General features: G+C 40.5%; 30 protein-coding genes, 1 pseudogene and 1 CRISPR repeat array. Of the genes and pseudogenes, 12 read left to right on the top strand and 19 right to left on the bottom strand.

Annotated elements, in window-relative coordinates; genetic code table 11:
* Positions 1–13 precede the first annotated feature (13 nt).
* The 4 genes from H6G77_RS30535 to H6G77_RS30520 all read right to left on the bottom strand — a co-directional run bounded on the left by H6G77_RS30535 (position 14) and on the right by H6G77_RS30520 (position 3,483).
* Positions 14–1,438, bottom strand: coding sequence for a hypothetical protein (locus H6G77_RS30535; RefSeq protein ID WP_190595118.1), 1,425 nt, complete (start codon positions 1,436–1,438; stop codon positions 14–16).
* A 73-nt stretch (positions 1,439–1,511) separates the two neighbouring features.
* A complete protein-coding gene (locus H6G77_RS30530; RefSeq protein WP_190595119.1) occupies positions 1,512–2,261 on the bottom strand; it encodes a hypothetical protein in 750 nt (249 codons plus the stop codon).
* 71 nt (positions 2,262–2,332) lie between these two features.
* The gene (locus H6G77_RS30525) at positions 2,333–3,040 is read right to left on the bottom strand and encodes a hypothetical protein (RefSeq protein WP_242048746.1); all 708 of its coding nucleotides are present in this window, start codon (positions 3,038–3,040) and stop codon (positions 2,333–2,335) included.
* A gap of 17 nt (positions 3,041–3,057) precedes the next feature.
* Complete coding sequence (locus tag H6G77_RS30520; protein ID WP_313934720.1) at positions 3,058–3,483, bottom strand: hypothetical protein; 426 nt, start codon at positions 3,481–3,483, stop codon at positions 3,058–3,060.
* Between the two features lie 28 nt (positions 3,484–3,511).
* On the opposite strand from H6G77_RS30520, the gene H6G77_RS30515 reads away from it, so the two are divergent.
* The 4 genes from H6G77_RS30515 to H6G77_RS30500 all read left to right on the top strand — a co-directional run bounded on the left by H6G77_RS30515 (position 3,512) and on the right by H6G77_RS30500 (position 5,545).
* Positions 3,512–3,733 (top strand): hypothetical protein, encoded by a 222-nt coding sequence (locus H6G77_RS30515; protein ID WP_190595127.1) that lies wholly within the window; start codon positions 3,512–3,514, stop codon positions 3,731–3,733.
* 20 nt (positions 3,734–3,753) lie between these two features.
* Positions 3,754–4,203 (top strand): hypothetical protein, encoded by a 450-nt coding sequence (locus H6G77_RS30510; RefSeq protein ID WP_190595121.1) that lies wholly within the window; start codon positions 3,754–3,756, stop codon positions 4,201–4,203.
* Between the two features lie 154 nt (positions 4,204–4,357).
* A complete protein-coding gene (locus H6G77_RS30505; protein ID WP_313934721.1) occupies positions 4,358–4,753 on the top strand; it encodes a DUF2809 domain-containing protein in 396 nt (131 codons plus the stop codon).
* Between the two features lie 204 nt (positions 4,754–4,957).
* Positions 4,958–5,545 (top strand): hypothetical protein, encoded by a 588-nt coding sequence (locus H6G77_RS30500; RefSeq protein ID WP_242048750.1) that lies wholly within the window; start codon positions 4,958–4,960, stop codon positions 5,543–5,545.
* A 78-nt stretch (positions 5,546–5,623) separates the two neighbouring features.
* Here H6G77_RS30500 and H6G77_RS30495 read toward each other — a convergent pair whose 3' ends face one another.
* Both H6G77_RS30495 and H6G77_RS30490 read right to left on the bottom strand, forming a co-directional pair.
* A complete protein-coding gene (locus H6G77_RS30495) occupies positions 5,624–6,832 on the bottom strand; it encodes a lysozyme inhibitor LprI family protein (RefSeq protein WP_242048753.1) in 1,209 nt (402 codons plus the stop codon).
* 64 nt (positions 6,833–6,896) lie between these two features.
* Entirely contained in the window at positions 6,897–7,529 is a 633-nt protein-coding gene (locus H6G77_RS30490) for a hypothetical protein (RefSeq protein WP_190595123.1), read from the bottom strand.
* A gap of 190 nt (positions 7,530–7,719) precedes the next feature.
* Between H6G77_RS30490 and H6G77_RS30485 the strand changes: the two genes are divergently transcribed.
* The 6 genes from H6G77_RS30485 to H6G77_RS30460 all read left to right on the top strand — a co-directional run bounded on the left by H6G77_RS30485 (position 7,720) and on the right by H6G77_RS30460 (position 11,826).
* Entirely contained in the window at positions 7,720–8,472 is a 753-nt protein-coding gene (locus H6G77_RS30485) for a hypothetical protein (RefSeq protein WP_190873555.1), read from the top strand.
* Positions 8,430–8,948, top strand: a complete 519-nt coding sequence (locus tag H6G77_RS30480; protein WP_190873554.1) for a hypothetical protein — start codon at positions 8,430–8,432, stop codon at positions 8,946–8,948. Before H6G77_RS30485 ends, H6G77_RS30480 begins: the two co-directional genes overlap by 43 nt.
* 16 nt (positions 8,949–8,964) lie before the next feature.
* Positions 8,965–10,023 carry a hypothetical protein gene (locus H6G77_RS30475; RefSeq protein ID WP_190594903.1) on the top strand — a complete coding sequence of 353 codons (1,059 nt, stop codon included), beginning with the start codon at positions 8,965–8,967 and terminating at the stop codon, positions 10,021–10,023.
* A 35-nt stretch (positions 10,024–10,058) separates the two neighbouring features.
* On the top strand, positions 10,059–10,559 hold the full coding sequence (locus tag H6G77_RS30470) for a hypothetical protein (protein WP_190594904.1): 501 nt from the start codon (positions 10,059–10,061) through the stop codon (positions 10,557–10,559).
* A 134-nt stretch (positions 10,560–10,693) separates the two neighbouring features.
* Complete coding sequence (locus H6G77_RS30465; protein WP_190594905.1) at positions 10,694–11,326, top strand: toxin-antitoxin system YwqK family antitoxin; 633 nt, start codon at positions 10,694–10,696, stop codon at positions 11,324–11,326.
* A 62-nt stretch (positions 11,327–11,388) separates the two neighbouring features.
* Positions 11,389–11,826, top strand: a complete 438-nt coding sequence (locus H6G77_RS30460; RefSeq protein WP_190594906.1) for a hypothetical protein — start codon at positions 11,389–11,391, stop codon at positions 11,824–11,826.
* A gap of 95 nt (positions 11,827–11,921) precedes the next feature.
* Here H6G77_RS30460 and H6G77_RS30455 read toward each other — a convergent pair whose 3' ends face one another.
* Positions 11,922–12,935: a transposase gene (locus H6G77_RS30455; RefSeq protein WP_190677831.1), complete on the bottom strand. Its 1,014-nt coding sequence runs from the start codon at positions 12,933–12,935 to the stop codon at positions 11,922–11,924.
* 267 nt (positions 12,936–13,202) lie between these two features.
* Between H6G77_RS30455 and H6G77_RS35985 the strand changes: the two genes are divergently transcribed.
* The gene (locus tag H6G77_RS35985) at positions 13,203–13,712 is read left to right on the top strand and encodes a Rieske (2Fe-2S) protein (protein WP_242049354.1); all 510 of its coding nucleotides are present in this window, start codon (positions 13,203–13,205) and stop codon (positions 13,710–13,712) included.
* The gene (locus tag H6G77_RS30450; protein ID WP_242049353.1) at positions 13,654–14,982 is read left to right on the top strand and encodes a Rieske (2Fe-2S) protein; all 1,329 of its coding nucleotides are present in this window, start codon (positions 13,654–13,656) and stop codon (positions 14,980–14,982) included. Before H6G77_RS35985 ends, H6G77_RS30450 begins: the two co-directional genes overlap by 59 nt.
* Positions 14,983–15,144: 162 nt before the next feature.
* Here the strand turns inward: H6G77_RS30450 and H6G77_RS30445 are convergent, their stop codons facing one another.
* The 12 genes and pseudogenes from H6G77_RS30445 to H6G77_RS30390 all read right to left on the bottom strand — a co-directional run bounded on the left by H6G77_RS30445 (position 15,145) and on the right by H6G77_RS30390 (position 26,775).
* Positions 15,145–16,434 carry a S41 family peptidase gene (locus H6G77_RS30445; RefSeq protein ID WP_190594909.1) on the bottom strand — a complete coding sequence of 430 codons (1,290 nt, stop codon included), beginning with the start codon at positions 16,432–16,434 and terminating at the stop codon, positions 15,145–15,147.
* Between the two features lie 226 nt (positions 16,435–16,660).
* Positions 16,661–17,263, bottom strand: coding sequence for a glutathione S-transferase N-terminal domain-containing protein (locus H6G77_RS30440; RefSeq protein WP_190873553.1), 603 nt, complete (start codon positions 17,261–17,263; stop codon positions 16,661–16,663).
* A gap of 153 nt (positions 17,264–17,416) precedes the next feature.
* Positions 17,417–18,043 (bottom strand): annotated as a pseudogene (locus H6G77_RS30435) (Uma2 family endonuclease).
* Between the two features lie 131 nt (positions 18,044–18,174).
* Positions 18,175–18,354 (bottom strand): hypothetical protein, encoded by a 180-nt coding sequence (locus H6G77_RS30430; protein WP_396020693.1) that lies wholly within the window; start codon positions 18,352–18,354, stop codon positions 18,175–18,177.
* Positions 18,355–18,388: 34 nt separating this feature from the next.
* A complete protein-coding gene (gene cas6 / locus H6G77_RS30425) occupies positions 18,389–19,531 on the bottom strand; it encodes a CRISPR-associated endoribonuclease Cas6 (RefSeq protein ID WP_190873552.1) in 1,143 nt (380 codons plus the stop codon).
* Between the two features lie 103 nt (positions 19,532–19,634).
* Positions 19,635–20,115: a CRISPR direct-repeat array (repeat unit 37 nt; unit sequence GTTTCAGTCCCCTTGCGGGGTAATCAGGTTTGGAAAC).
* A gap of 224 nt (positions 20,116–20,339) precedes the next feature.
* Positions 20,340–20,633: a CRISPR-associated endonuclease Cas2 gene (cas2, locus tag H6G77_RS30420; RefSeq protein ID WP_190873551.1), complete on the bottom strand. Its 294-nt coding sequence runs from the start codon at positions 20,631–20,633 to the stop codon at positions 20,340–20,342.
* Positions 20,630–21,607: a type I-D CRISPR-associated endonuclease Cas1d gene (gene cas1d / locus H6G77_RS30415; RefSeq protein ID WP_190676407.1), complete on the bottom strand. Its 978-nt coding sequence runs from the start codon at positions 21,605–21,607 to the stop codon at positions 20,630–20,632. Before cas1d ends, cas2 begins: the two co-directional genes overlap by 4 nt.
* 54 nt (positions 21,608–21,661) lie before the next feature.
* Positions 21,662–22,261: a CRISPR-associated protein Cas4 gene (cas4, locus tag H6G77_RS30410; protein ID WP_190873550.1), complete on the bottom strand. Its 600-nt coding sequence runs from the start codon at positions 22,259–22,261 to the stop codon at positions 21,662–21,664.
* Positions 22,258–23,283 (bottom strand): CRISPR system precrRNA processing endoribonuclease RAMP protein Cas6, encoded by a 1,026-nt coding sequence (gene cas6 / locus H6G77_RS30405; protein ID WP_190873549.1) that lies wholly within the window; start codon positions 23,281–23,283, stop codon positions 22,258–22,260. Before cas6 (H6G77_RS30405) ends, cas4 begins: the two co-directional genes overlap by 4 nt.
* On the bottom strand, positions 23,261–24,019 hold the full coding sequence (locus H6G77_RS30400; RefSeq protein ID WP_242049352.1) for a hypothetical protein: 759 nt from the start codon (positions 24,017–24,019) through the stop codon (positions 23,261–23,263). The genes cas6 (H6G77_RS30405) and H6G77_RS30400 overlap by 23 nt, the downstream gene beginning before the upstream one ends.
* Positions 24,000–24,962: a DevR family CRISPR-associated autoregulator gene (locus H6G77_RS30395; RefSeq protein WP_190676413.1), complete on the bottom strand. Its 963-nt coding sequence runs from the start codon at positions 24,960–24,962 to the stop codon at positions 24,000–24,002. The genes H6G77_RS30400 and H6G77_RS30395 overlap by 20 nt, the downstream gene beginning before the upstream one ends.
* A complete protein-coding gene (locus H6G77_RS30390; protein ID WP_190676415.1) occupies positions 24,955–26,775 on the bottom strand; it encodes a hypothetical protein in 1,821 nt (606 codons plus the stop codon). The genes H6G77_RS30395 and H6G77_RS30390 overlap by 8 nt, the downstream gene beginning before the upstream one ends.
* Positions 26,776–26,800 lie beyond the last annotated feature (25 nt).

Here is a 26,800-nt window from a genome sequence, read left to right as displayed (position 1 = left end):
GAATTTTGAATTGTTAAGACTCCCCTTGTTCTGCCCGAAAAAGCCGGAGGAATCCCCCATCAAACCATTCCCCATAGTGAAATCGGAGTTCCCCGGATAGTAGCATCTGACCTCGACAGTAGAGAAAGTAGGTTTCTTTAGGGAAATAACTTTGCAAAGGGAGCAATCCTTGTTTCAACGCCGTTCGCTCCCCATTTTGCCAGAGTCTTGCCAGGTGAGATGCTAAACAGTTCAAGAAAAACTCAGCTTTAGGCAAGGAAGGATCTGTTCCTAAAGTGAGCAACTCATCTTCTCTTCCTCTCCAATCAACAGACATTTCCCAATCTTCGACGGGAGGTAAGCAGGATTCCAGCGAAGCCCAGACAACTAACTCTAGGTACGTCGGCTCATTCACGTTGGTAAATAAGGCATTTGCATTTATCGTCATTGTAATTTCTAAAACCGTTAACAAGGCGATCGCATTGGGATACACATTTCCTGTCACGAGTCGATACTGCTTCCCATCGCCTTCAAAGGGAATCGTATACGGGTACTGCAATTTTGCTTTTTGAAAATGCTGTAAGCAAAGCTGATGAAAGTCAGGTTGAGGTAGTGGTGGATCAAAAAACATCCAATCTAAACACAAACTATTTTTTTCTTGGCTCACAGAAGCAGCATTTAAATAGCGCCATAGCTTTTCAGCTTGAATGACGCAGCGTTGCAGATTTGGATAAGCAACTAGACGAGCAAGAATTTCTGCTGAGATTTCACGGTTGAGTAGGTTGGCGATAGCCATCTGATGCAGCAGTTCATATCTAATTGCAGCAACCTGATTGGGTGTATATAAGCGTGCTTTTTCTTCAAAAAATAGTAGATATATACTAGCAGCTTCCTCAATCTCAGATAAAATCTGGGGAATTAGTAAAGAGTGAGTAGGACTCACAGCAGATGCAAAGCGTAAATTCCACTGGGTTTCATTGAGCAGTTCAATTCCCTCAATTTCTTGCAGATTCCTCCAATTCCGCGCAACCTGTATCACCTTCAATGCAGTGTCATAGGGAATACCATACATCGGATAGTAACTTCCCGGATGCCATAAACAAATCGGTTCATTGTAAGACTCGCCATGCTTTTGAAACAGCTGATCGATCAGTTCCCAAATCGCCCAATTTTGATAAACTTGCGGTAATTTCCAACTGGGATAGCGAATCAACTGCTGGCAATTCCTGACAAAGAAGCGATTATCCTCATTCTCGTACATTTCACGCGCCTGAAAGCACTGCCAAAAAGTATCATGATGGGCATGACGCGCCAAAAACTGAATTAGGAGCGAATCGTCATATCGGGTTATAGCTTTGCGACTGTGGCGACCAGAGAATAACACACCTGAATCGCTTTGTGCGATCGCTAGTGTATACCCATCAATTAGAACAAAGGTTTTTCCATGCTTATCTCTCATCCAGCAACTGGTTCAAATAGGTGAAAAATGCTGTAATAATGATTAAATGCTTGAATTTCTCCAACCTTAACCATTAAAGAGGTATGAATTCAGCATTTTCTAAAGCATTCCTCCAAGCGATACGAGCAGCCATACGATAATCAAAGCAACTACAGATAGATTCGTGATAACTGCCATTAAAGACAGTAATTTTTAGGGATGAAAAAGCTTTATTTTCTAGATGAGAATATTTAATCAGCCCATCGATAATTCCTTCGATCGACTCTGAAATATATTCGTCAATAATATCTGTCTCATTTGGAATTTGCCAAATAATTTTAATCTGATTGTTCTCTAAATTCTGTTCTAATTTGAATGCAATATGAGCGGGCTGACCGATATAAGAGTTACCTATAGTAAATTTACCCTCAGCAATTAATGGTTCTTTAATTGAATAACGTTGATACTCACAACCATGCCAGATATCTAATTCAATTACATTCTGAAATGTTTCCCAACTATTTACTACCCAATGCCACTTTTCCACATATTTACAAATATCGTACCAAGCGGAGTTACGAATATGTTCATAAATTTTCAGCAATATATATAATTCACGAATATCCTGTTTATTCGGCTCCTCTTGGATAACTAATTTCATTAAACGTTGAGCAACTGTGATAGTTTCCTGGGTAAATAGCTCTTCTGAGTCTTCATCGTCTTCATATTTTCCTAATTCTGGTTGCTCATGTAGTGACTCAATTATTTCATTTAGCCAACCAATCTTTTTTTGTCTAGCTTCATAAGTATAGTCTTTTGCCCAGTATAATTGTTTGCGGTTCATATAATCAAATTGTTTCTAATAATAATTGTTAGATATATTATACAGAAAGTACTATAATGGTTTTACTAGGTCTACCATATCTCATCTAGCAAATTTCGTTTTCTTTCTAAAGGAATTGCGGGACAATTTTCAATAAACTGCTTCAACCTAGCCTCGGACAAACCCATTAAATATTTTTGGAAAAGAAGATATGGACTTTGCTGAGAATTCAAGATTGAGATCGATTTTTCAATTTCATAAATCTCATTATTTAAAAAATTGAGATGCATTTGTAACCATTGCTTCGGCGCATAGCGTTCCATCACAACATAGGTCAACAACGGTTGTAAGCAGATTTGAATTTTTACTTCATGTCCTTCTTGTGTCAGAAATAACCCGTAAGTGTCTTGTTCGGGAGGATACAACCCAATTCGTAATAGTCCTGGAAGGGCGTTAATTTTCAGGAGATAGGGTAACTCGACTGCATCAGATTGCTTTCCTGTTGCCAGAAATTGACGAACGAAATCAGGCGGTGACTGATGCCATAACTCAGCACAATTATGCTGCATGATTTCATCAATTGTCATCCAGCAGTCGCGCTCGGCACAATCCCAACACCCTCCATTTCCCACCTCTAGCAAAAAAGCAGCATAGGCGAATGGTAGCTGAATTTCCAATGCTTGTAGAATCGCCATTGAGCCAAGCGGTGGATTTAAGTCTATTGTCAAACATATTCCCTGCGGATCGAGGTATTTCAAGCGATCCAACGCGAAACGAATCTCCCTAGCAACTTCAATCATTGCAGTTTGATGGGCGGTTAAATGCATAGCTCTAACCCAGAGACTTGCTCCAAAAACATAGTAGCAAAGGATTCACAACGAGGCATGATTTTTGGAAGTTCAACCCGTAGCAGTGCGATCGCCGCATCAACATCCTCACGATCACAGTATAAATGTTCTAGATGATACCCTAGTACAGCTTCAGGTATTTCCGTACTCCCACAGCAGTTGTGAGCAACCCAAGCGATGAAGGATTTTGTTGAGCCATCGCATTCGATATCCAACAAATAAGCTCGAATAAAAAATTCCTCTGAGTAGCCAAGGGCAATTGGAAGCGTTTCAATCAACCCTTGTTTGATGCATACTTTCGCACCTTTAGTGGCAATTTCCAGTAAATCATCAGCAGGCTTTTCAATCGCCAGAATCTGAGCATCAGCCCAAGCGATGAGGTTCTGCTCAGACACCAACCCAATACTCCAAAGGGTGAGTGCGATGCTCCGTAGGAGCCGCTACGCGATCGCTAAAGGACTTGGATTTTCCAGTGACATACTCCTCACATCTTCCACCCAAAAAATGGTGAGATTAAATACTCAGCATAAAGCTAAAAGTATTAATTTATCGTTAAAAGCAAACAAAAATACTGTAGCTATATCGCCCAGATTTTCGATTTTGCTGTATGTATACGTAAATGTGCAAGATATTAAGTTAACCTAAATTAGGATTTATTAGCTCAAATGTTCCCAAAACTAAGATGGCGATCGCGTAGCGGCTCCCCGGTCGCATCGCTGCTTTTCATATTTCCCTTGGTGGTGTTTGGAATTTATCTGCTGCAACCGGCTACCCCCGCACCTTGTGGAAGCCTGAAAAAATTTGGCGCGATCGAGCAAGAAGGACGCTGCATCATAAATCGTAACGTTACCCTGGAAGGCAATCTCAAACGACTGCCCAATCAACTAACCGTCAAAGGCAACCTAACTATTAGCGGTACGTACATTGAAGAACTGCCCAATGCAATGGTGGTTGACGGAAACCTTTTCTTGTACAAAACTAGCATTGCCAAGCTTCCCCCAGATTTGCAGGTTCAAGGAAGTTTCGATCAATATAGTGGATTTGGTTCTCCAGGGGTTAAATGCAGTGCAATCCCTAAAACTGCTTTTATCAAAGGGAATCGCAACTGTCACTAATTGCGATCGCAATAGACTACAAATCAAATCTGCTAACTGTATGTCGCCACTCAGCAGACTTTGCCACACTAATTCACTAATTGGATTCATCAATTTAGTCCAATTTTAAAGAACAATGTTACAATCCTGGCGAATCAAAACCAGGAAATCAATCGTGCCTAAACAATTTTCTAATCTCAAGTGGTTGAGATTTAATCCTACCTCTTTCACCCTGTTTGCGATTCTATTTGCAATAGTTGTGATAATTGCCCTCTTCTTCCGAGATGATTGGATTAGACCGTTACTGGGCGACGTTTTAATTGTCATGGTGATTGCTTACTTTGTTCATGCTTTTATTGCAATTCCACTACGGAAGGTTACTATTGGAACTCTTATCTTTGCCTACTTGATTGAGTTGCTTCAGTTTCTTAATCTCATTGATATTTTAGGCTGGCGAAACTCCCATCTAGCTCATTTAACAATTGGATCTACTTTCGACTGGCGAGATTTGGTTGCTTATACGCTGGGGATTGCGATCGTTTTCCTCACTGCGAATCGTTTGAAGTCATAAACTACTACTATTTTCCTCTTTATCGAGTATTCATCATTGCTTTAATATGGCGTAAACGCCCCAGATTTCAACGATTTAGGCATTGCTTCCTTCTGGTTTGACTACCAAAAAACTGTGACTATTATCAGAATTATATTTGATGATAGCTAATATCTTCAACTTGGTTTTCTGGATTTTTTATATATTTTCACGAAAATTTTCTATATGAATACTCAAAAGAATATCAATATTTTTCCTATAAATCGTCTCACTTTCTACATATACATACTATCTATATTCGGTTTTATATCCTTGATTTCCTTGATTTGGTTATCGGGAAATACTAAATATTCACTCAGAGGAGGAGCATTTAGTAGTTTTTTCTTGACGATTTTAGTCCTAATTATTTCTATTACAGCAGTTATCCTAATTTTTAAATCAAATTTGTCTCGGTGGTTAAAATTCGTATTGTCTATACCTCAATTCTTGGGGATAATGCCCTTAACTTTATTTATTTTTCAATTGTTTGTAGTAATTTTTATTTTTGGAGCAGGATGTAGAACTGACTTTGTTTCTCCTAGTGGGAAAAAATCTATCGCAATTGACGAGACATGTTATATGGACTGTCATCATGCTGTTTTTAGACATTATTGGATACTGGAAAAAGAAATCGGCTCAATTTCCAATAATTCCACGAGAAGATGCAAAACAGAGGATGATTTCCAAGTAATTTGGAATTCTGATGAAACTGCAATTAGATTGAAAGAAAATAATCATTATCCTCAATCTGAAGAAAGTTTATTAATAGATTGACTGGAATTGCAAGAGGGAGCAATGCTATTTGACATCGAAAATTTTCTAGGAAGTCATAAACTAGTATTATTTTCCTCTTTATCGAGTATTCATCATTGCTTTGAGATGGCGTAAACGTCCCAGATTTAAACGATTTAGGCATTGCTTACTTCTGGTTTGACTACCAAAAAACCGTGACTCAAACTTGCAATACTGAGTTTGATAACGCTCCCAAAGAGCTTGAGTTTTATCTTGTCCAGATGTAACTGGGGCTTGCTGCTGCTCGTCTTCTGAATCATATACAGCTATCCCCTTTAGATCCGCAATGCGATCGTTATTTAGCCGAGCTAAACAGCGATGATAGAGCATCGGTGCCATAGAATTTTCTTTAAAAGGTTCAACCAACTCAGTACAATGTGCTTCACGATAGTCTTGCCAGTATTTCTGTGCGATCATAAATGTTTGCTGATACTGCTTCGATAGTCTTGTTGCCCAATCGCCATAAATGCTTGATTGCAAAAGCTGAGTTGTTTTCGACCAATAGACCGCGCATTGATTTAACCCAAACTGTGTCTTATCCACACAATTTAGCTCTGGAATTCCAGGTAGCACAAAACTATTGAAGAGATCCAAGCCACGAGTAGGTGCTGCCAAAAGGTCTTCTAGTTGCTGAAGTCGAGCCTCTCTGAGAAGCTGATGACATTCCGCCAATCTCAGGGGGTTAAAAACGAATAGAGCTTTTTCGATCTGGCAATACTGAGTTTGATATTGCTCCCAGTGACGTTGCACCGATGAATTTCTCAATTTGAGTCGATCGAGTAAGGATTCAAATCGAGGATCGCGAGATTGGAGGGTTATAACCTCACCACCTCTTTGCAATTCTAGAATGCGATCGTTATTTAATCGCGCTAAACAGATAGATGTTGCAATTGGAAAATCTGGCGTATTGCGTAAGCGTTGAGTTAACTGTTGGCAGTGTTGTATTTGAAACTGTTGCCAGGATTGATCTGCGATCGCCAGTTGATGTTGAAGGGGTGGAATAAGTTGGGACTCCACATCTTGATAAACCAATGATTTGAGCAAATGGGTTACTTCTGCCCAACGCTTTGCACAGCGATATTCACCCGCTTCAACCTGTCGAACACAGTCCGGTTGCAAAACCCCAGCAAATCCTAATATCACGGTTGGATAAGGTAGAGGAGTCTGTGGCTTGGCATCTGACGCAGGGATAGCTTTGCTCGGTTCCACACCAAGCTGAGTTGCAAATAAAATGACACTCGCAAATATCGCAATCTTAAATTTCATCATTTTCCATAATTAACAATCCTCAGTAGCCTTCAACCACTATCCCTGGCATTTAAATTGTATGAGCTTAATCTCCAATCGTGACATAATACCAATAGGAATTGATTGCACGTTCTACCCTTAATCGATATCCTAAAAATAAATTTTGATCGGGAAGTTTAGCCTGTTCACTATACACAAATCCCTGTGCCCCCCCAAAGACCCTAGCTGTAAAGAACAAAATGTATAATCCATTCTGTCCCCGTTGTGTTTGAATTTCTTTGCTTATTGAAGTGTGATGGTAAGCTGGCGGTAAAGTAGCAATATTGTTCATACCTCCACCAATTTGATTTGACTGCACCAACGTAATTACTTGTTGCCGACTTGCCAAATTTTGATAAAAATTCGCCGTTAGCCAAAACTGTTCAAACGGGACGATAATCCCAATTACCAATCCTAAGAACTGTAGTAACAGTGGAAAAGAACGTCGCCACCGTTGATTTAGAAAAGAGCCTTTCTGAATGGCACGCACCCAAAAGGAAATCGCCCAAATTAACCCAATCAATACTGCGATCGCACCTGAGATCCAAAGCAATGGTAAGAAAAACCATGTCAGCCAATCTAACCAAACAAAGTGCAATAATCGTATTAACCACAGTCCTAAGCTAACGCAAATAATGTAGCGGGCAATCCCTGACTGCCAAACTGAGCGTTTTTTCATAGCCAGCCCTGTGAACGGTTCACTCCATAAGTAATATGCAATCCAGTATAAAAAATATAGTGACTTTGTTGATTCTGAATTGAACTCAGTATATTCTCGTAAATATTAGAAGTGAACTTATAGTTAAATTGAAGTTTGAAATATGAGGCGTATTATTTGAGCCAGTTCATAGGGGAGTAGTAACAGAATAATGGAAGAAATAGAATACCCTGACTGGACAATTGATCGGCGATGCGTGTTACAGAAACTGGAAAATATCGCTAAGGATTACATTCATTACTTTACATATCAAGCAAGAGACTATCAACCAATGGTGGTGATTTGGTCGCGTGATGAATTGCTAAAAGGATTAGATGCCCTTCATTTACTCAATTGTGAGATCGATAGACTTATTTTTGAGCGGATTTCTCAAAATTATCCTCATCTGAGTCAATGTGTTCATGCTGCTGAATGCTTGTGGTATGCCAATCCGGATATTTTAATCCAAGACAGCGATGTGAGCTTGGATTGGATGATGTTTAGTTTGTTTGGGTTGATTGATGATGAAATTCGCTATCGCTGTCTGGAAATAGTTAGAGCCGCAAAACTAAACCAGCCTCGGACATTACTTGCTGAGTTACAGGGACAACAATACAGTCTAATTACCGATTGGGATAACAAGCAGATTAAACTGATGACAGCAGTTCCACTAAGTGTCAATCGCAATCCGTTTATACGCGAAACAACATCTCAAAATAAATATTCTCCAACATACCTAGAATTAGTGACCTGGGCATCTTGCTATGACAGTTTGCCGATGAATTGGGATATTTTGGTAGATTGGGGTGCGCTGGGGTTGCTAGAGGAACTGGAAGACCTCAGCACCGATCCTTCATTGCCTAGTGCTGAATATCTCAAATATTGCCTAGAACAATATTATTTTTTACTAAAATTGAGACGGTGAAATGGATGATGAGAAAAATTGCGGTAGAATTTTTGGATGATAATTCTAAAATTGAAATAGCCTGCTATGGTGCAGATTCTGATTGGGTCTGTCGATTAACCGATCCCCTCACTCAGCCAAAGGGATCTGTATCCGATGCATTTGCGCCATTTCCGGACTTGGGATTTCTTTGGTTTCGAGAGGTTGGCGATCGCGCGTGGGTCGTTTCTGGTATGGTAAATCGCTCTGTCTTTCAAGATGAAGCCTGGTTAGATGATTTGCTTTACCGCATTAGTAACGAAATATACCTGCGGGATTACTCGCCAGCAAGGCGAATTGAGTTTGTGAGCGTTGATGTAACAGCCATGTTTGATGGTGAGCGGGGAAGGGATAGATTCCCAGGAGGAGAAGTGGAGAAAATGTGGCAGAGAAAGTGGCAGGGTCAACAAGCAATTACCCCTTTAGAAAACGACAAAGAAACCACCGGTAACTCGTGATAAAAAGAGCGAACTGATGGAATACCCAGGCTGGAAAATCTATCAGCGATTGTTAATTGATGATTACCCCCTCGTCGTCTTGGCAAAAGATAACGAATTGCGCTTTACATCTGAAGGATATTACCAAAACATCATCGAATTTTTATTACCCTTGGCAGAACCAGGTGAGGATTTTGTCTTTGAGTCCGGTTCAACGCGAGTTGAGAGCATCCATAATCAATTACATCAGGCGTTTGTAAGTGGGCAGGAATTCGGTAATGGAGCTATTTATTTCCGGCTTAGGTCAATTTTTGAATATGATGTGGCGACCGCAGAATCAGAATTCCAGCAAGAAATCGAGCGATATCAGCAACGAACAGGATATCCACCCACTGAACCTTTCTGGTATGTAAGTCCAAACTTTGCGGGTTGGGATGGTTGCGGTCACTATATCCCGCAAAGTAGCATTAACAAAATAATTCAAGTCACTCAACAGATTAAAGCAGGGGAGTTAAACTTTCCTTTAAGTGTACAGCTTTTGTCAGAAGACGAGTGGGATTTACGGTTTGGCTGGGCTGAGGTAACTGGGTTCGTCCCTAGCGTTCTCCGAAAATTAGAAATAATCGCTGCGGATTATATGCAGTTTTTTGCCAATCAAGGGCACCTATATCAACCCAACTTAGTAGAACCCTGTCGCACAAAATTGCTTCAGGAACTTGATGCTGTCGGATTGCTCAATTGCGAAATACCTGAGAGCGTCTATTCCCAACTAATGGGCACTTATCCTAATTTGAAACGATGCGTTGATGAGGCTGAATTTCTTTGGATAGTAGGGGATATGCCAATTCAGGAATTTGATTTAAGTTTGGACTGGATGGTCTTCGATCCGCTTTATCCAGACGGTATGGATTATGCTGATTTTCGCGATACTCCAAAGGAGTCGCTACGCGAACGCGCTTTAGCCGTCTTCAGAACTGCTCAACTAGAACAACCTGATACCTTACGAATGGCAATACATGGCAATCAGTATCAACTGGTTACTGGATGGGAAGGAGGGCGAATTAAACTGCTCAACTCCATCAAGCTTATGTCCTAAATTATAGAAAATTGCTTCGCATTTTTGGCTTGTAGATGAACGTAAACGCTTTACCCATCGATCCGAGCGATCGCTATATTTTTCTGTTGGATTTGTGGGATGAACCTTGGACAGATGAGAACGCAGAAGTTATTCGATATACACTCTTTCACGATCCAGAACCTTCGATTTGTTCTTTGTGTCCTCAAATTCTCAGTTCTTGGGGCGATCGTAGCTGTGACACCCGCAATGCTTTTTTGCGCTATGTTGAAGCACCATTAGATTTTCGGGTGCTGAATGAGGTACTAACGGCGAGTGGTGCGTTGGGCTTTGGAGACGATGAAATGGTAAATGCGATCGCAACTCATATTTGCAGTACCGAATACTGTGTCCCGTTAAATGTCATTGATGCCCTAAATCAATTAAATAACCCGACTCCAACCGTTCTAGATGCCTTGGAAAGGGCGACGACGATTCCCAACAGCTACTATGCGGATGAAATGATTCGCCTTACTGCCGCAGAAACCTTAAGCAAGTTGAGGGAGAAATATCGCTAACAAGTTTATGCTTTTTCATTTGTATAATCCTTTGCTGTTTGTTGAACTATAAAGCTATAAATAAGTTTTGAGAAAGTTACATTAATTTCTAAGATGTGTTTTTTGGGAGAACTCCATTAACATCACTTGACTGAATGCGCTACGACGAAGATGGATTGGAAATGCTCGACTTGGACAGCGATCGCGCCAGTTATGATGAGGCGGGTGACTGCCTGCTTCAGGACGGTTTGCCATTTACCGGGTGGGCCTTTGAAAACTATGAAGACGGTCAACTTTATACTCGAATACATTATGAAAGGGGCTACCATACTGGCTTGTTGGAAATATTCTATGAAAATGGCCAGATCATGAGCCGTCACGGGGATTACGACCATGTTGCACGTCAATCGATCATTCGGCAATGGGCGGAGAATGGGCAGATGATCTCTGAGGAGACATACCCCAGCACGACCTGTTTACCTGGTTATCGAAAGTTATGGACTGACGAAGGAAGGCTCATTTATGATTATGAATCTCCAGCGACTTACCAAGCCTTCAAGCACGGTGTTGAAACTTGGTGGTATGAGGATGGCCAGATCCAGGAGCGCAAAGTGTGGTCGTTCGGACTTTGTACGGAGCATCTGCAATGGGGACTGGATGGGAAAGTTCTGATGGAAGAATACCTGAGCGAAGGCAGCCCAGAATATCAACTCATACATATACGGAAAGAAAAAGAAGCGGAAATGGTAAAGAAATACGGTGAATTACCCGTCTGGAATAGCTGCTGAGGGCTTTTATTTGGTCATAAATTCCAACTATTGGTCTATCAACCTTGAATTGATGTATTTCTATGAAAATTTCCATTTGGTTCTTTGGCTTACTATTGCCTTGGTACTGCTTTTTGCTATATCGATCGCGTTCTGCATATGTTTTACATCCGTGGGAATCAAAGGCACTTATTTGGGTAAATATTTTACTGCTATCGCTGTTTGGCATAGCATTGGGGCAACCTTACGCTTCATCAGGGCTACCAATGGACAATCATGGGCGGATTGTCGGGATGGCGCGATTAATCTGGAATCCAATGCTGGGAATCTATGCTCATAGTGCTTTTGTGTTATTCCCCTATAGCTGGATGGTTTGGGTACAGCAGCGACGGTTGCATTTTCCGATGTTGTTAGTACAGGTTGCATTTGCGATCGCAGTTTCCCATTGGCAAAGTTTAGTCTTACCGAATGCCTGTGATTACGAAATTCCAGATGTAAAAGCGATGTACTTGTGTGGTTAACCTCAAACCAGCTAATTGCCCTCTGAATCGATCAGGACTTACACAACTGGCACAAATAGCGGCTGGGGCGTAGTCCCGCCACGCGGCAATTAAAATCAAACCAAATACATAGAAATATTTGGGCATTTCAGTTGTTGAATTAAATATAAGACAAGCAAGTTATGTTTGATTTGATAAATGGTTTGACCAGTTTGATAAGCTAAACTCTTTAACCTAACCCAAACTAACATTGCACAAGCAATATGATTTCTTTGGAGTCTAGCTTTCCGACATTGACAAGATTCAATGCCAGTTAATTGTTTAATCTCCCTGTGAAACTCCTCGATTTTCCAACGAATCTTACACACCTCTTGTACAACATCCGTGGAACTTTGAGATAAATCGTTAGTGGCAATATAATCCGTTCTGTTGGTAGAAACAGTAACCCGGAAAAGTTTCACTTTTTTATGAGCTGGGAACGCTTTAATTTTGATTATTTTACCACAGTCTAATTCGTCTTTGCTCCAATCTAATAATTCAATCCGTTTATATTTCTCTTGTCCAAATGTATCATCAACTAACCGATTATTTTTTAAAGGACAATAATAAATTTTCTCTAGACTATCAATATAAAGCATTAAACTATGTACGGCATACCATGTGTCCATCAAAACAGTATCAAATGGTAAAAGCTTATGATATACAAGGTTTTGCAGCATGTCTTTCACATGGTCTATCTTGGTTTTACCATCGACATCAGGATTAAAAATGCGGTAATCGATTACCCAAAATTTTTGAACAGTAGGGTTGACATACACGCAGCTAACTACACCAATTCCTTTGAGGACACCATGCTCATTACCACTATATTGTTTTCTGACTATTTCTATTTCTTCAGAATACCTTTTATCTAAAACGCTATCATCAAATATTATGTAACCATTCGCATCATGCTCAACTACTTCTTTCACGTTATCCCATAGTAACCGAGGTGTTAACTTTTCGGTTTTCAAATAATAGTTAATTGCATCATGGCTAATAGTCTCTAAATGCTCTGCCAAATTGGTAATTGTATAATTAATTTGACTACTTAATAAGTATTGACAGTAATTAATTTTTGTAAATCTCATTACCCTAAGCAACATTTATCTAATACAATCTCTATCTATTTAATCATGAATATTTCATGCTTTGTTTCCTTTTGCAGCGACTTTTTATGCTTAGACAAAGCTTTCGGAATCCCAGCTAATCAATACAATAGTACTATGAACTAGTGATCGCCCCGTGCTAGTTGCGGTACTTGTAATAGTACACAAATACTATAGTTTAGCGATCGCCTGTGCCAGTTGCGTAAGTCCTGTAGAAGTAAGGTTTGACATTTACCAGTGTGCAATTCAATGGCTCAAATATTTGAAGGCTCAACCAAAGTAGATAATTATACTCATGTTGCTCAACTAGCTCAAGTTCAAGCAGCAAGCAGCTTGGTAGTACACAAGCAAAAGCAGACAATTGCTTTGTTTTACTTCAATGGTAGAGTTTATGCAATTGACAACCGTTGCCCTCACATGGGTTTTCCGTTGAAAGGCAGTACTTGCAAAGATGGGATTGTTACCTGCCCCTGGCATTATGCTCGTTTTGACCTCGCAAGCGGTGGAACGTTTGACTCCTGGGCAGATGATGTTCCTTGTTTTCCTGTAGAAATTCGTAATGGGGAAGTGTGGGTAAATTTAGCACCAACTGTTGATCTTGATTCCCACCACCGCCAACGTTTGCAAGATGGTTTAGAGCAAAACATTTCCCTAGTCATAGCCAAATCAACGATTGCACTGTTAAACATGTCAGCTAAACATGTCAGCCAATCCGGCCGAACCATTTCTCATAGGGCTGAAATTTGGTACTCGTTATAACAAAGCAGGTTGGAGTACAGGTTTGACAATCCATACTTGCATGATGAATCTACTACCTTATTTAGATGCTCAGGATAAAGCCTGTGCTTTATTTCACGGATTGTCAGCAGTAGCAAATGATAGTGCTGGTGCGCCACCAGAATTTGTTGTTCACCCATTACCCAACTCGACAGTTGATTTTGCAACTCTCAAAAGCTGGTTTCGACAATTTATTCAGGTGCGAGATACTGAGGCAGCACAAAGGTGTTTAGTATCTGCGCTCGCTTGTGGCGCAAACAGGGAGCAAATTGCAGATATGCTGTTTTGTGCCGCGACGGATCACCGTTATCTTGATGTTGGGCATACGTTAGATTTCATCAACAAAGCATTAGAGGCACTTGATGCAGTAGATTGGCAAGCAGCCGAATCGATTTTGCCTAGCCTAATTCCGGGTTTAGCGAATGCCGATAGGATGGAAGAATCTAATTCTTGGCGTTACCCTGTCGATTTGGTGGCAATCTGTGACTTAGCTTTTGAGCAATTACCTACTGTATTAAGTCAAGGAAAACCTCGGCAAGAAACTTGGTCAAACGGGGATGAATTAGTCTCAATTTTATTGGGTGAAGATCCGCAAGCGATCGCTGATTCACTCCTGGATGCACTGCAATCAGGTTGTACACCAGAACAATTAGCCAGCATCGTCACTTATGCCGCAGCATTGCGAGTGGCTCGTTTCAATACCAATAATGACTTTGGAGATTGGAACTCGGCCCATCATCCATTTACGTTTGCTAATGCCGTACATCAAGCATTACGAAGAGTGCCAACAGTTGAACTACTCAAAGCAGTGTTTGATGCGGCGATGAGTGTCTATCTCAATCGGTTTTTGAATGTACCACCAGCACGACTGCCCCAAGCAAAAGACACTGTAGAAAATCCTGAAGAATTATTAATTCAACTACCAGATTTATTAAACCGTCAACAACAAGTAAACCAAACAGGGCAATTAGTAACTACTTATTTATATAGTGGTGGTAGCCCTGAAAAATTGATGGCAGTACTCTTGAAAATGATGCTGCGGGAAAACCGTGATTTTCATGTTATCCAAGAAATAGAAGCTGCTTTTCGTCAGTATTCTCTGCTGGGGAACACTGAGGCAGGGATTCATATATTAGTTGCTGCATCACGATATTTAGCTGCACATTCCCCCACTATGCGCTCCCAAGAACAAACTTATCAAATTGCCCATCGCTTACATCAAGGCGATCGCTTATTTGAGGAAGAAGGTTAAATAAAGAAAAGCTAAAAGTTAAACTATTAACAAAAAAGTGCTTTCACTTAAAAAAGCACTTTTTTGTTAGAAATTACTTCACCTCAATAGTTTAAACATCACAGTTGTGAGCAAGCATCAAATTAATGAATTTAACCTTCTAGAACTATCTTGAGTGGTTGATTAGGTTGGCGGAAATTGTGTTTGCAATAAAACTTCTATAGCTTTTTGCTTTTGTGGGTCTGCGCCTTGAGCATATTCTAGGGGGAATGGAATATTAATATCTGGGGTGACACCCTTGCCTTCTAGCCTTTGATTACCATTTACAAATACATTTGTAACTGCAATATAAAGCAGACTACCATCGCGCATAAAATAAGGACGACCTGCGAGTACTGCTCCTGCTGTTGGAGTTCCAATCACGGAGCCGATATGATTTTGTTGAAACCCAAATGCCAGAATTTCTTTACTACTACGGCTGCCCTCATTCACCAACATAACTACAGGTTTTTTCCATTGATAGTTATAGGTATAACGACGTTGATTTCGGGGAATGCTTGTAATGCTGAGATTGTGTTTGGCAGTAAAAATGTTGAGATAACTAACATCTCCGCCACCCCATCCATCTCTGATATCCAAAATTAGACAGTCAGCATCTTTTAAATGACCATAAATTAGTTCATCTTGAAGTTGTTGCCCGTAAGGATCTGCTGCGTTTGACCAAATATGGACATAACCAATTTTTTTACCACTTTGCTCAATTAACTCGGTGCTTGCTGTTTGAGCTTGTAAGAACATCGTACTAGCATCAAAAACTTTTGGTATAACAGCTATTTCTTGCTGGCTGCTTGATTCGGGTGAACGCTGGATTAATACTTTGACAGTTTGTCCTGCTTTAGCAGCAAAAGAATTTATGGACTGGTATGGAGAACCATCAACACCTAAAATTTGGTCTCCTGGCTTGAAACCAGCTTTTGCCGCCGGGCTGTCATCAATAATAGAACTAACAAATCTTCTGCCATTGATATCTTTGGTAAACAAGCCGATATCAGTATATTCAACTTTACCTTTTGGAAAAAACTGTTTTAATTGCTTTTTAAGTTCTGGGCTGCCTGGTACAAAAATCCCTAAAAGCTGATAGTAAGCAGGCTCATCTTGAGTGTATAGCCGAGTATGAGAAGATTTCAGTTGAGCCAACATTTGATTAAGGACAACAGCAACATCTTTTTTTGACTTAGCTTTGCTTATTTGAGGTTGATATTGTTTTTTAATAGCTTGCCAATCTACTCCATTAAATTTTGGATCATAAAAGTTATCGTTGACTGTTCGCCAAACTTGTTCAAAAAGTTGAGTTTCTGATGAGGCTAGTATTGGTAAAAGTGGAGAAATCAACCATATTAAAAGCAAAACAGAAATACTTATTAGCGATATTCTAATTAAGTGCTTAAAATAAAAAGGTCGAAATATTTTCATTTTTACTTTTTTGAATTGATAGGTTTATAACAAATTATGAAATTCCTAATTTGTTTATTTCAATTAAACTAATCAAACAGAGTTATTTCCATCATTCATACTGAAAAATGGATAGTATTTTTGTGTAAACGTTGCTGCTAATTTTATTTATAGTTGGCATAGTAAATGATTTCTTGATAAATGCTATCTCGCCAACCAATATAGATTCATCTTGGTCAATCTGTATTTAAGGAACTTGCATTCCGCGTTGCACAGCCGGACGTTGCTGCACTATGTTCACCCAGCGTTGGAGATGAGGGTAATTATCCAGTGATAAACCTTGAAACTCATAAATTGCTACCCAAGGATAAGTTGCTACATCAGCAATAGAATAGTCACCACAGATAAATTCATTATCTTGCAGTTGTTTATCTAGAACACCATAAATCCGTAAAGTTTCTTTTTCGTAACGTTCGATGGCATAAGGAATCTTTTCGGGTGCAAATCGTTTAAAGTGGTTAAGTTGCCCAAACATTGGCCCTACTCCTCCCATTTGAAACATCAGCCATTCTAGAACTTGAAAATAGCTTTTTTGATCAGTTGGTAAGAGTTTGCCTGTTTTTTGGGCTAGATAAATCAGAATTGCACCCGATTCAAAAACTGTAATTCCAGTCTCTTGGTCAACAATAGCAGGAATTTTACTATTAGGATTGATGGCAACATATTCAGGAGTAAATTGCTGTTGTTTAGTAATATCAATTTTGTGAAAATTATAGGGCAATTCAACTTCTTCCAACATGACAGAAGCTTTGCGTCCATTAGGCGTAGTGAAAGTATAGAGATCAATCATCTGCTTTACCCTAGAATGTTTGTAATTTCCGAGGGTAGTCTAGCTTTGATTAAGTGATTAGGATATTGACCGATAGAGAGATAATAACAATGCTAAAAAAGTCAGAAAGTAAAATATGCTCTTGCTGACATTCACACTTCTAAAAAGCCACTCTCAAAAATTAATTCGACGATAAATTTCCGTTAGCGGAATTTCTACATTTAAACTGTGTAGGAAGATAGATCGCTCAAGATCCGAGTGAACTTGCAATAGTCAGCGATCGTTGCTGTTACGCTCTTGGTTGTAATACTGCTCGATGTAAGGTTCTGTTTGGCTTACCAGCAAATATTCACAAAAGCTCTCTAAGGAGCGATATTTTCTAAACTTATCACCTCAATCATAAGCTTCAGTCGAGGGCGAAAGAACTTCGACTATGAGTAAAGGATTAACAATTTCATCATTGCGCTCATTGTTGAATTCTGGGGAACCTTGCACAACCATCAAATCGGTATAAGTCCCACACTGATATTCCTCAATCCAAACGCGCAAGTCACTATTATACAACCGAAAATCAGTATCTCTGAGCAAAAAACCCAAATAAATTAATAAGTTACTGGCGATGTCTGACGACAAGCCGCTTCGCGTCTACGCACTATGGGCTTCTGAACCTCCCGACATAGTAATAATCTCTCCATTGCGGTATTCATGGCGTTCTGGGCTGGTTTGTTCCATTGCCCGATACTCGTCTAATGTCAGGCGAGTTGTTACCATGTCTGAGGAGCTAGTTTCCGCAAAGACCACAATTAGACCTCTTAAATAATTAGCCCTAACACTATTATCTGTAACTGGAGAAAGATTTGGCAAAACTTGTAATGCTTTCTCAGTGACTAATACACCCCATCGCCTTGCACCAAGCCCTGATCTGCCAACTACTAAGGATTCTCATCAGTCCCCTTCAGAGCTTTTCGAGCCAGCTTGACATAAGTCTTCACAGTCTCAGGTTTCATTTCCAAGTCCAGAGCGATCGCCGCCAAAGAATCCCCATGCTCTCGACGGGCAAGTACAGTCGCCCAGGCGAGGACAATTCGCAATTCGCAATCCGCAATTCGCAATTAATAAACTGTATTTTTAGAATAGTTTCATTAGCTACTCCTGCTTGAGAGCTTTTCGAGCCAGCTTGACGTAAGTTTTCACCGTCTCCGGCTTCATCTCCAAATCAGTTGCGATCGCCGCTAAAGAATCCCCATGTTCTCGACGGGCCAGTACAGTCGCCCAAGTGCTGGCAATTCTATCGGTGCGCTCACCCCCCTTTCGTTTGCGTTGGTCAGTGAATATCTGGGTCAATTCTTCAATCCGTTGAGCCAGCATATCTGTGATCAACTGCTCGGCTGTAGCTGACTTTTGTTCTACCAACCAACCAGAGCGTGTTTGCCCCAAGCCGAAAGTTGTTTTATGCCCTGTCCCGCAGTAGGTAGCAAGCTTGAGCAAAGTATAGAATAGCTGTGTGAATTCGGTATTTGCCAAAGCTGCCTTACTCAATCCCAAGGATATTGCTCCAGTGAAACCAGTGACCGACCCTTGCTTACCTGCTGCCACTTTGGTTGATTCCAAACGGTGCTGATGGATGATAACGCTTTCATCAATCCATTCTAGAAAAGCCGCTTGTTCTACAGGCTGCTGCGAAAAATCATTCCACCGCCGTAAATAACTGTGAAATAGATTCTCTGGTACTGGCAGGGGGAAATGATGACCTTTACGCCGAAAACTGGTTGGTGAAACGAAACTGAGGTCAACTACTGATTGTTCAATGGGCGATTGCAGTAATTGGGCGTAAGTAGTTGGGGGATGGGCAATACTCACCTGTTTGATTTGTAAGGATGCTCCTCTCAAATCGATAACCGTCGGTAAAATAGTCAACCACTGCTTGAAAAACAATGCCACCCGTTGAGACAGCCCGTTGATATGCCAATGATAGATTTGGTTGGCGACTAGTTTCAGTTGCTTGCCGCTAGGGAGCAGTTGCCCTTCCAGTGCGGAGATACTAAAGGCTTTTTCTGACTCTCCATCGTGCAGGTACGCTGATAACTCTGGGTCAACTTGGCGCACTTGGTCGAGAAACCAAGCGTGGAGTCCAATCGTATATTGCGAGTAGAGAGAAGCCGTTGCTGTTGCCTCTAAATCAAACACTAAGCCTACCAGTTCCGTTTCATCTGTCCACGTAGGAACTGAGTCTTTCGGTGTTGATTTAGCTCTAGGCTTGCGCTTGGGGGCTGTGGCTGCTCTGGGCATCGTATGGGTTGAGTCGAAGAATGTTGAATATTTTAGGCGATTTCATCCCCCTTTGGGGAAAATTATTAATGAGCAGAGGTAACGGCTGGGATGGCGATCACTGAGTTGAGTCCCCTTGAGGGGTAATGAGGTTTGGAAACTGAATTGCTATTCAGCATTGGGAACACTACTTTTAGTTTCAGTCCCCTTGCGGGGTAATCAGGTTTGGAAACATAGGAATACTGCAAGCTTGGCAAACACAAGCAAGTTTCAGTCCCCTTGCGGGGTAATCAGGTTTGGAAACGCATGACCGCGCACTCTCTTTCCCAGTTCGTGGAATGTTTCAGTCCCCTTGCGGGGTAATCAGGTTTGGAAACTTGAGGTTGTGTCGGACGCAAGCAACATTATATTAGACGTTTCAGTCCCCTTGCGGGGTAATCAGGTTTGGAAACCTGAAGAGGGAGCTTATATTGTTTGTCCTACAGTCTATGACTGGTTTCAGTCCCCTTGCGGGGTAATCAGGTTTGGAAACAATTTATTTTTATTAATCCTATTCCTAAAGTTTCCGGTTTCAGTCCCCTTGCGGGGTAATCAGGTTTGGAAACCGCCCGGTTCTGAAACTATTACAGGGCAAGCCTCCTGGGAAGCGATTTGACGAGTCGAAAATTTTGGTCATTTTCAGCCTCTCTTATTGCAAATTATTTGCAGCTTTCCCATTTTATGAAACGCTATAACTATTATTTTGTCAAGGTTCTGGCGATTTTGACGAGTCTCCAGGGTTTTTGACCCCGCTTTGACTCGACAATCATCAAGTCGATACCTTCATCTATCATAAGACGATTGTTTGCTCTTGTCGAGGAATTTCCGAACCATACGTGATGGTTCTTCTCACTGCACCTGCATCAAGCACGTATATTCGTACAGCATCTTCTTCTGGCTTGAGTAATTTTTCTATTTTGGTCTGTAGTGTAGCAAATTGAACGTTTGTTAAGAAGCACTCGAATACACTGTATTGAGTCCATTTACCATAGCCAGACAACAATTTGTGTAAACGAGTGCGACGTTTGTTAGCTGCTTTGTTATCTGGCAGATCATAAATAATTAGATAGAACAAGGTAGTCATCGCAAAGCAAGAGCTTTATAAGGAATACCTTCTTGCAAATGCCGACTGAGCAAGCGGGCTTGAAGTTCGATTGCCCGACGATAAGTGCATCGGTATTCAAAAACAGGATGTTTGAATTCGTCATTCATCTTACGCTCAAATGCTTGCAAAAAAGATTTTCGGGCAGCTTCTTTTAAACGATAAGCACCCAAACTTTCAGAAAAATCTTGTGGTTGTATTTCACGTTTATGTAATACTGTCAATACCACATTATCAGCTATCAAGGCGCGAAATTCTTCCATTAAATCCAGTACCATTGATGGCTGACCGTGATGAACTTCGTGTAAGTATCCAATATATGGGTCTAACCCAGCAACATGAACCGCAGCTGTTACTTGAACGCGCAATAAACCATAAGCAAAACTGAGTAGTGAATTCACTGGATCGGTAGGAGGACGACGATTTCTGCCATTAAAAGTCCACTGTTTTCCAACCATACTTGGCCAACAAGCAAAATATTCTCGTGCAGCTAAACCTTCAATTCCTCTTACTTGGTCTATAGTTTTCTGATTTTTAACTTGGCTTTTACGTTCTTTAAGAGGATTATTTCGTTCATTATTCCGATATAAAACTTGATATTGATTGTGAATTTTAGCTGCCACAATTGCTTTGACTAATTCCAAACGCTGCACAGGATCGTTATAAAGTTGATACTGTGCCAGTCGCAATTGTCCGTTACGGGAGTAACCAGGGAGTGCCGACCCCAAATATTTACCGAAGTTAGAAAGGTAATGAATGGGCATACCTAGCTCTAAAGCATAAACAAGAGCATCGCCTGTAACTTGAGGATTGCCCATAAGGACTACTTGCTCTACAGTTTGTGCTGGAATACTTTGTTTTTTCCAAGAACCATCTTCTTGCTTTAAAGCTATATTAAAAGCTTCATAGTTCTTGCTCAAAACAGCATCAGGTTGGGTAACGTAAAGAACTGACATATCAAAGGTGTGTAATTAGTAGTGAATAAAATTTGTTAATGAACTTGCACTGATTCAACCATCAGTTTCAGCAGCTTGTAAGTTTTGTAATTGTTTAACTTCAACAGGTAGACAAATTCCTTGGAGACTGCATGAAAGGCATTTTTTAGGATGACTAATCGGAGCAGGCATAGCCTTATTAGCAGCAAGTTGAGCAAGAGCGATCGCCTGCTCGGTCATTTGTCTTAATTGTGGTGTAAATGCTACTGTCTGCCTGCGGCGGTTAGTATGATAGAAAATATCGCCATAAGTAATATTGCGCCCTGTGCGTTCTTCTAAACATAAAGCAGCTGCACAAAGTTGAAAATGGTCATTAAGATGCTGTGCCATCTTGCCCTTTTTATATTCCACAGGCACAAGTTGACCGTCGCATTCTTCCACGGCATCAATAATTCCTGCAACTTTCAAGCGATCGCTCCAGACCCATTGCTGTTGATGAATCAGTGTTTCGCCTTCTTGAAACGTAGTTTCTTCATTGATGTTGCGGTGGATGTGTCTGCCTAAAATAATGTGTTCGTTATCTTCCATTTCACTCAGCACGTATTCCAGGTAAAATCTGCGTGGGCAATATTCCCAAGCGTTGAGATACGCCAGGGGTAAATAGTCCTCAGTCATCTCAATTTTGAATTTTGAATTGATGTTTGTCCCATTCCCATTGTTGTTTTCCGACCTACTCCAGCAAAATGGGCGAAATGAGCTAAAACTGTCGCAATTTTTGCTTGTTCATTATCATTAAATCGGTACCTTACCCAACCTTCAGCTCCAATTTCTCCACCAACTTCTAACTTAAAAGCATGGGTTTTCAATTCAAAAGCTGAAACTAAACAATTCCATTTAATTTCGGGAAACTTTAATTGGGGTGGAGCAAAGTGGTTCCAACGCCGCAGTAGTCCATTAAAAACTAAATCTGGTAATGGAAATGGCTGTATTGCTCCACTCTGCTTAAAACTAGTAGGAGACAGAAATTGTAGTTTAATAGTGTTTTGAACAGGAATTTGCACTAACTTCTCAAAACTACTAGCATGGGAAATGTCTATCTCTTTGCTTAATCGGCAAGGAACACCTGCTAGATTTATTTCGCCTCCCAAATTGCTATGTATTCCCCAAAGCAAGGGTGCTAAGAGTTCTTGTTTAAGCAGAGTAATTCTTAGCTGTATTTTTTTTGACGAAAAATATTTTATTCCCAAGGTAAAGGGTACGCTTTCTTGCTGATGTAAATGTTGGGCTAAGGCAGGATTTGCATTAGCAAACCATTGAAAGCATTGAGCATGAATAGCTCTTCCTAATGTTGATGGTAATGATGCAGCAGCAACAAGAGAAATTTGAATCGTATGTAGAGTATCAGTATCGGTTTCAACTCCTACCATTTCATAGGCTTCTTGCTGCCATTCGACGTAATTACTTTGACTTATACGCCCACAGATGAGTTCCATCAGCTTCGGATACAAACTCAAATCCGGCATCACAGGCATAATTTTAGAGACACCAGCATGAGTCTTCAGCCCAATCCAGGCTGGTTGAGGTTGGGTTTGGGGCAACCAAGAGATTAATGGTGTGGGGTTAGTTACTGTTTGTGTGCGTTTGAGAACTAACTTTAACCCGGTTAAATTAGTTTCAATATCTTTGGTAAATGTCATAACGTGCGCTGCTAGATGTAAGTTGCACGGGGAGAAATCCAGGTTTGATTACTCGGTCTTTATCTGGTTGTGCTTTATCTGTGGAATAGGGATTGATGCGATTAAAAGTAGTTTTCTCACCCAAGTCGTCCATCGGCTGAACTGTAAAACCAAAAGTTGAATTGTGTTGAAACAACGGCTCAAGAGTTTGTTGGTTGTATTGTGGCAGGTATTGAAAAAAGCAACCCCGCTTACCAAAGTAGTTAATTAGAGAGAATAGTTGCTCTAACTGCGTTAAGCGGTCGCTGGGGCCGCAACAGATTTGCAAATGACCTTGCATATAAACCCATTCCCGAAAAACAAAACCATCTTGCATTGGTAAAGTAGAACGAGTTTTATCGGCTTTATCGGCAGTTTGGTCGTAATAACGAAGTTTGTAACCATTACGATTCACTACTAGTTTTTCAGGTGGGCAAACGTAAATTCTTAAGTCTCGAATCCAGTCAAATTGGCTTTTCATCCACTGCTCAAAGTCTCTTTGATGTTGTTCTCCTTGACTTTCCAGCAGAACTTTTAACAATGCCATTTTGATAGCATAAGGAGTAGGCACAAGGTTAGACCGAGCCGCCATACTAGTAGCATCCGAACGCTTCAGGGAGAAGAGGCTAACTGGTTGAAAGGTAACAGTTAGCCATTGCTTGGCATTTACTGGCAATTCTGGTTGAGGAGTGTTTGACTTATTCAATCGCTTCGGCATGGTCGCTCTCCCAAGGTTGTGCTTGCTCAATTAAGGTTTGAATTTGTGCGGCAAACTGAGCAATATTATCGAAATCAAAGCAAAGTATTGTATCTGCACCGTTAATATTGTTTAACGTATCAGCCAAGCTATGAATTTGATGGCTGTAGCTTGCTTCTAAAGAACTAATCATTGGTGCAGGACAACGGCGGGTACTAACAGTAATCACACCTTCAAAATGGTCAGGGTGAGGTAAGTTAGTATTGCGTTTTGCTCCGTTGGGTTGAAGATAGGTATACAAAACACTTTTGAGTAAAGCATCTAAACGTTTTTTACGTTCTGTCGCATTAATGCTGTATTTGAAAGTATGGGGATTGTAACCAATGCGAAATGCTTCAATGTTCAAGACAGTTGCATATAACCCAGAACTTAGTTGCACATTGTAAGGCGTTGGGTTATCCGTGCCGTACTTAGCATGAAAGTAACTTTGAGTCTTGACGAGAGTTGGTAAACCAACAACTGCACCAAACTCAATTACAGACTCGCGTTTGAGAGTTTGTCCGCCTTTGACTGTGACCATGAATCCTTCTAAATCACTCATGCTACAGCGTTGGATAACTTGATGGGTTTTAGCTGCTAAATCAGTGTCGGCATCTGTAAAAATTGGCAATCCTTTTTCTAAGTCATAACCGATGCGATCAGGATGAAATTGCTTGCCACCTTGGGATAATGCTAGTTCGTCTTGAATAGCAACACGATGTAAATGTTCTGCTTGAATGTGCTTGAGCATATCCCCAGAAACGCCATTGACAGAATCTGGTTCATTCATCCCTTTTTGAATAATGTAATAACGACGAGTTAGGGTTTGATTACCTTCGTTTCCTTCATTATTCAAAGCATGAAGCTGCCAAGACAAGGAACCACTAATAGAGATTGAGTAAGCTGTAAATTGTGTCTTAGTCATCGTTTGATTCTCCCGAAATTGCAGTATCGTCTAAGTCGTTAATATCTTGTTCAGTGTCAGTTTCTAAATCATCATTCTTAGGTTTAGTCCAACGAGCATAGCCATAAGCAATTAAGAGGTTGGCAACTAGTACAGTGTCATTTTCTGTAACTAATTCCACTAAGCGATCTAGGTCTTCTTTGGTTGTCCAAACTCGTTTAAGAGATTTACCTTTTCCTTGTAATTGCTCAGACAAGCGTAAATTCTCAGCTTCGTATTTTGCTAAAAAGTCAGTAATTTCCTTTAAGAAATCATTTTTTGAACCAGATTGGCTACTTAAACGTTGTGCTAAACCGTAAGTTCGCTGCCATTCCAGTTCTTTTAATCCTTCTTTTGTTTGTACTTTTCCTGCATATACAGTTGCTTGGTTAATTGCTTTGGCTATGCGTAAGAAACTGGGGTCTTGGGTAATTTTGATAAAGTCTGTATCCTTTTTGGTCATTGTGTTTAACCCTGCAACGGAAAATAAACGTGGCGGTCTAGCTTTCGGATCTGCCAGCCGTTTAATAACATAATCTGCATAACTAATTTGAAAAGGGAAAAATTGACGCAAACTTGTGCCAGTAATAAAGTCTCGATAAGCAGTTAATAGTTCACTGTGTCCATCCTCTGCTGACAAAGTGCTAATTACCCACAGATGCTCTTGTAAAACACTTTGGTAATCTGCTAATTCTTGAGAATTTTCTGGACGAATCCAAGCAGGAAGCCCTAAACTGAAGACTTCTTTAACTCCGTAAACTTGACCTTTAGAACCAAAATGAGTTCCAACAAAGCTCTTGACAAAATGGTTAATCGGTTCCCAAATATCAAATTCATCAACTTCTGCATCAGCTTGAGAAGCGTGGTTATTTAAGAGTTCTTGACAAAATCGCAAAACCAACTCCGCATCGAATCTAGCTATACCATGCCCACCAGAAGGTGGATTATACTTACGCAGTTGATCTAGTACTTCTTTGTATTTACTCAATCGGATATCTTGAGGTTCTAGAACAACTACTCGCCAGTCAAAAACACGGTCAGCAATTTTAATCCGTTCAGTGACACCAAAGCTAAATAAACCCCCAGCAATCAACCATAAACTTAACCAATCTGCTTTTTGAGAATCTACTTTATTGCTATCTGCCTTAACTCGGTTAACTCCTTGAACTGATGTTGGTAGATAAATTTTGACTGCACTGGCTACCTCTGGCAATTTACAGTTAGTAGCTTGAGTAAATAATTTCTGACAACGGTTAGTTTCTGTATCCAGTTGAGAGTTAATCTCTTCACTAAATGCTTGGAATAGTGCAACCAGTAAAGCACCGTAGTTTTCTTTAAGTTGATATCCTAAGTGCCACAGTTCGTTATGATTGCGATCGTGCCTCATGGAGGTGAGAATTACTCCATTTTGAGTACTAGGATGGGGTGGTTTTGGCGCTTCTTCATTCCATTGCGGTTTACCCCGTTGCTGAAATACGTAGTCTTTATACAGTTTCCGTTTTTCGCTCTCCTTTACTGTGTCAAAAAAGTCTGTTTCTGAAGGAATTTTGCTGATGTCCGTTTTTTGACCTTTAACTGGTGGGAAAGGATTAGTATAATCAAGCTTGGCGATCTCCTCTAGATTTACAGCCTGTTTTAATTGGATGCGGTAGCGCGTACCTTCATCGAACAGCCCAACATCGCTTTTTTGATTTGTTTGTCTTAAGGCATACTCGACAAGTTGCACCAAACCCAGTAAAAGCAATGTATCAGCATAATTCCCGTATTTTTTAGTAACGAATAAATGCTCTATCATCTGGACGTTTGACCGATGAGAGTGG

Source organism: Aulosira sp. FACHB-615, from assembly GCF_014698045.1.
Lineage (GTDB): Bacteria > Cyanobacteriota > Cyanobacteriia > Cyanobacteriales > Nostocaceae > Nostoc_B.
Note: the sequence above shows the minus strand (reverse complement) of the source record. Positions and strands in the feature narration are given on the sequence as shown.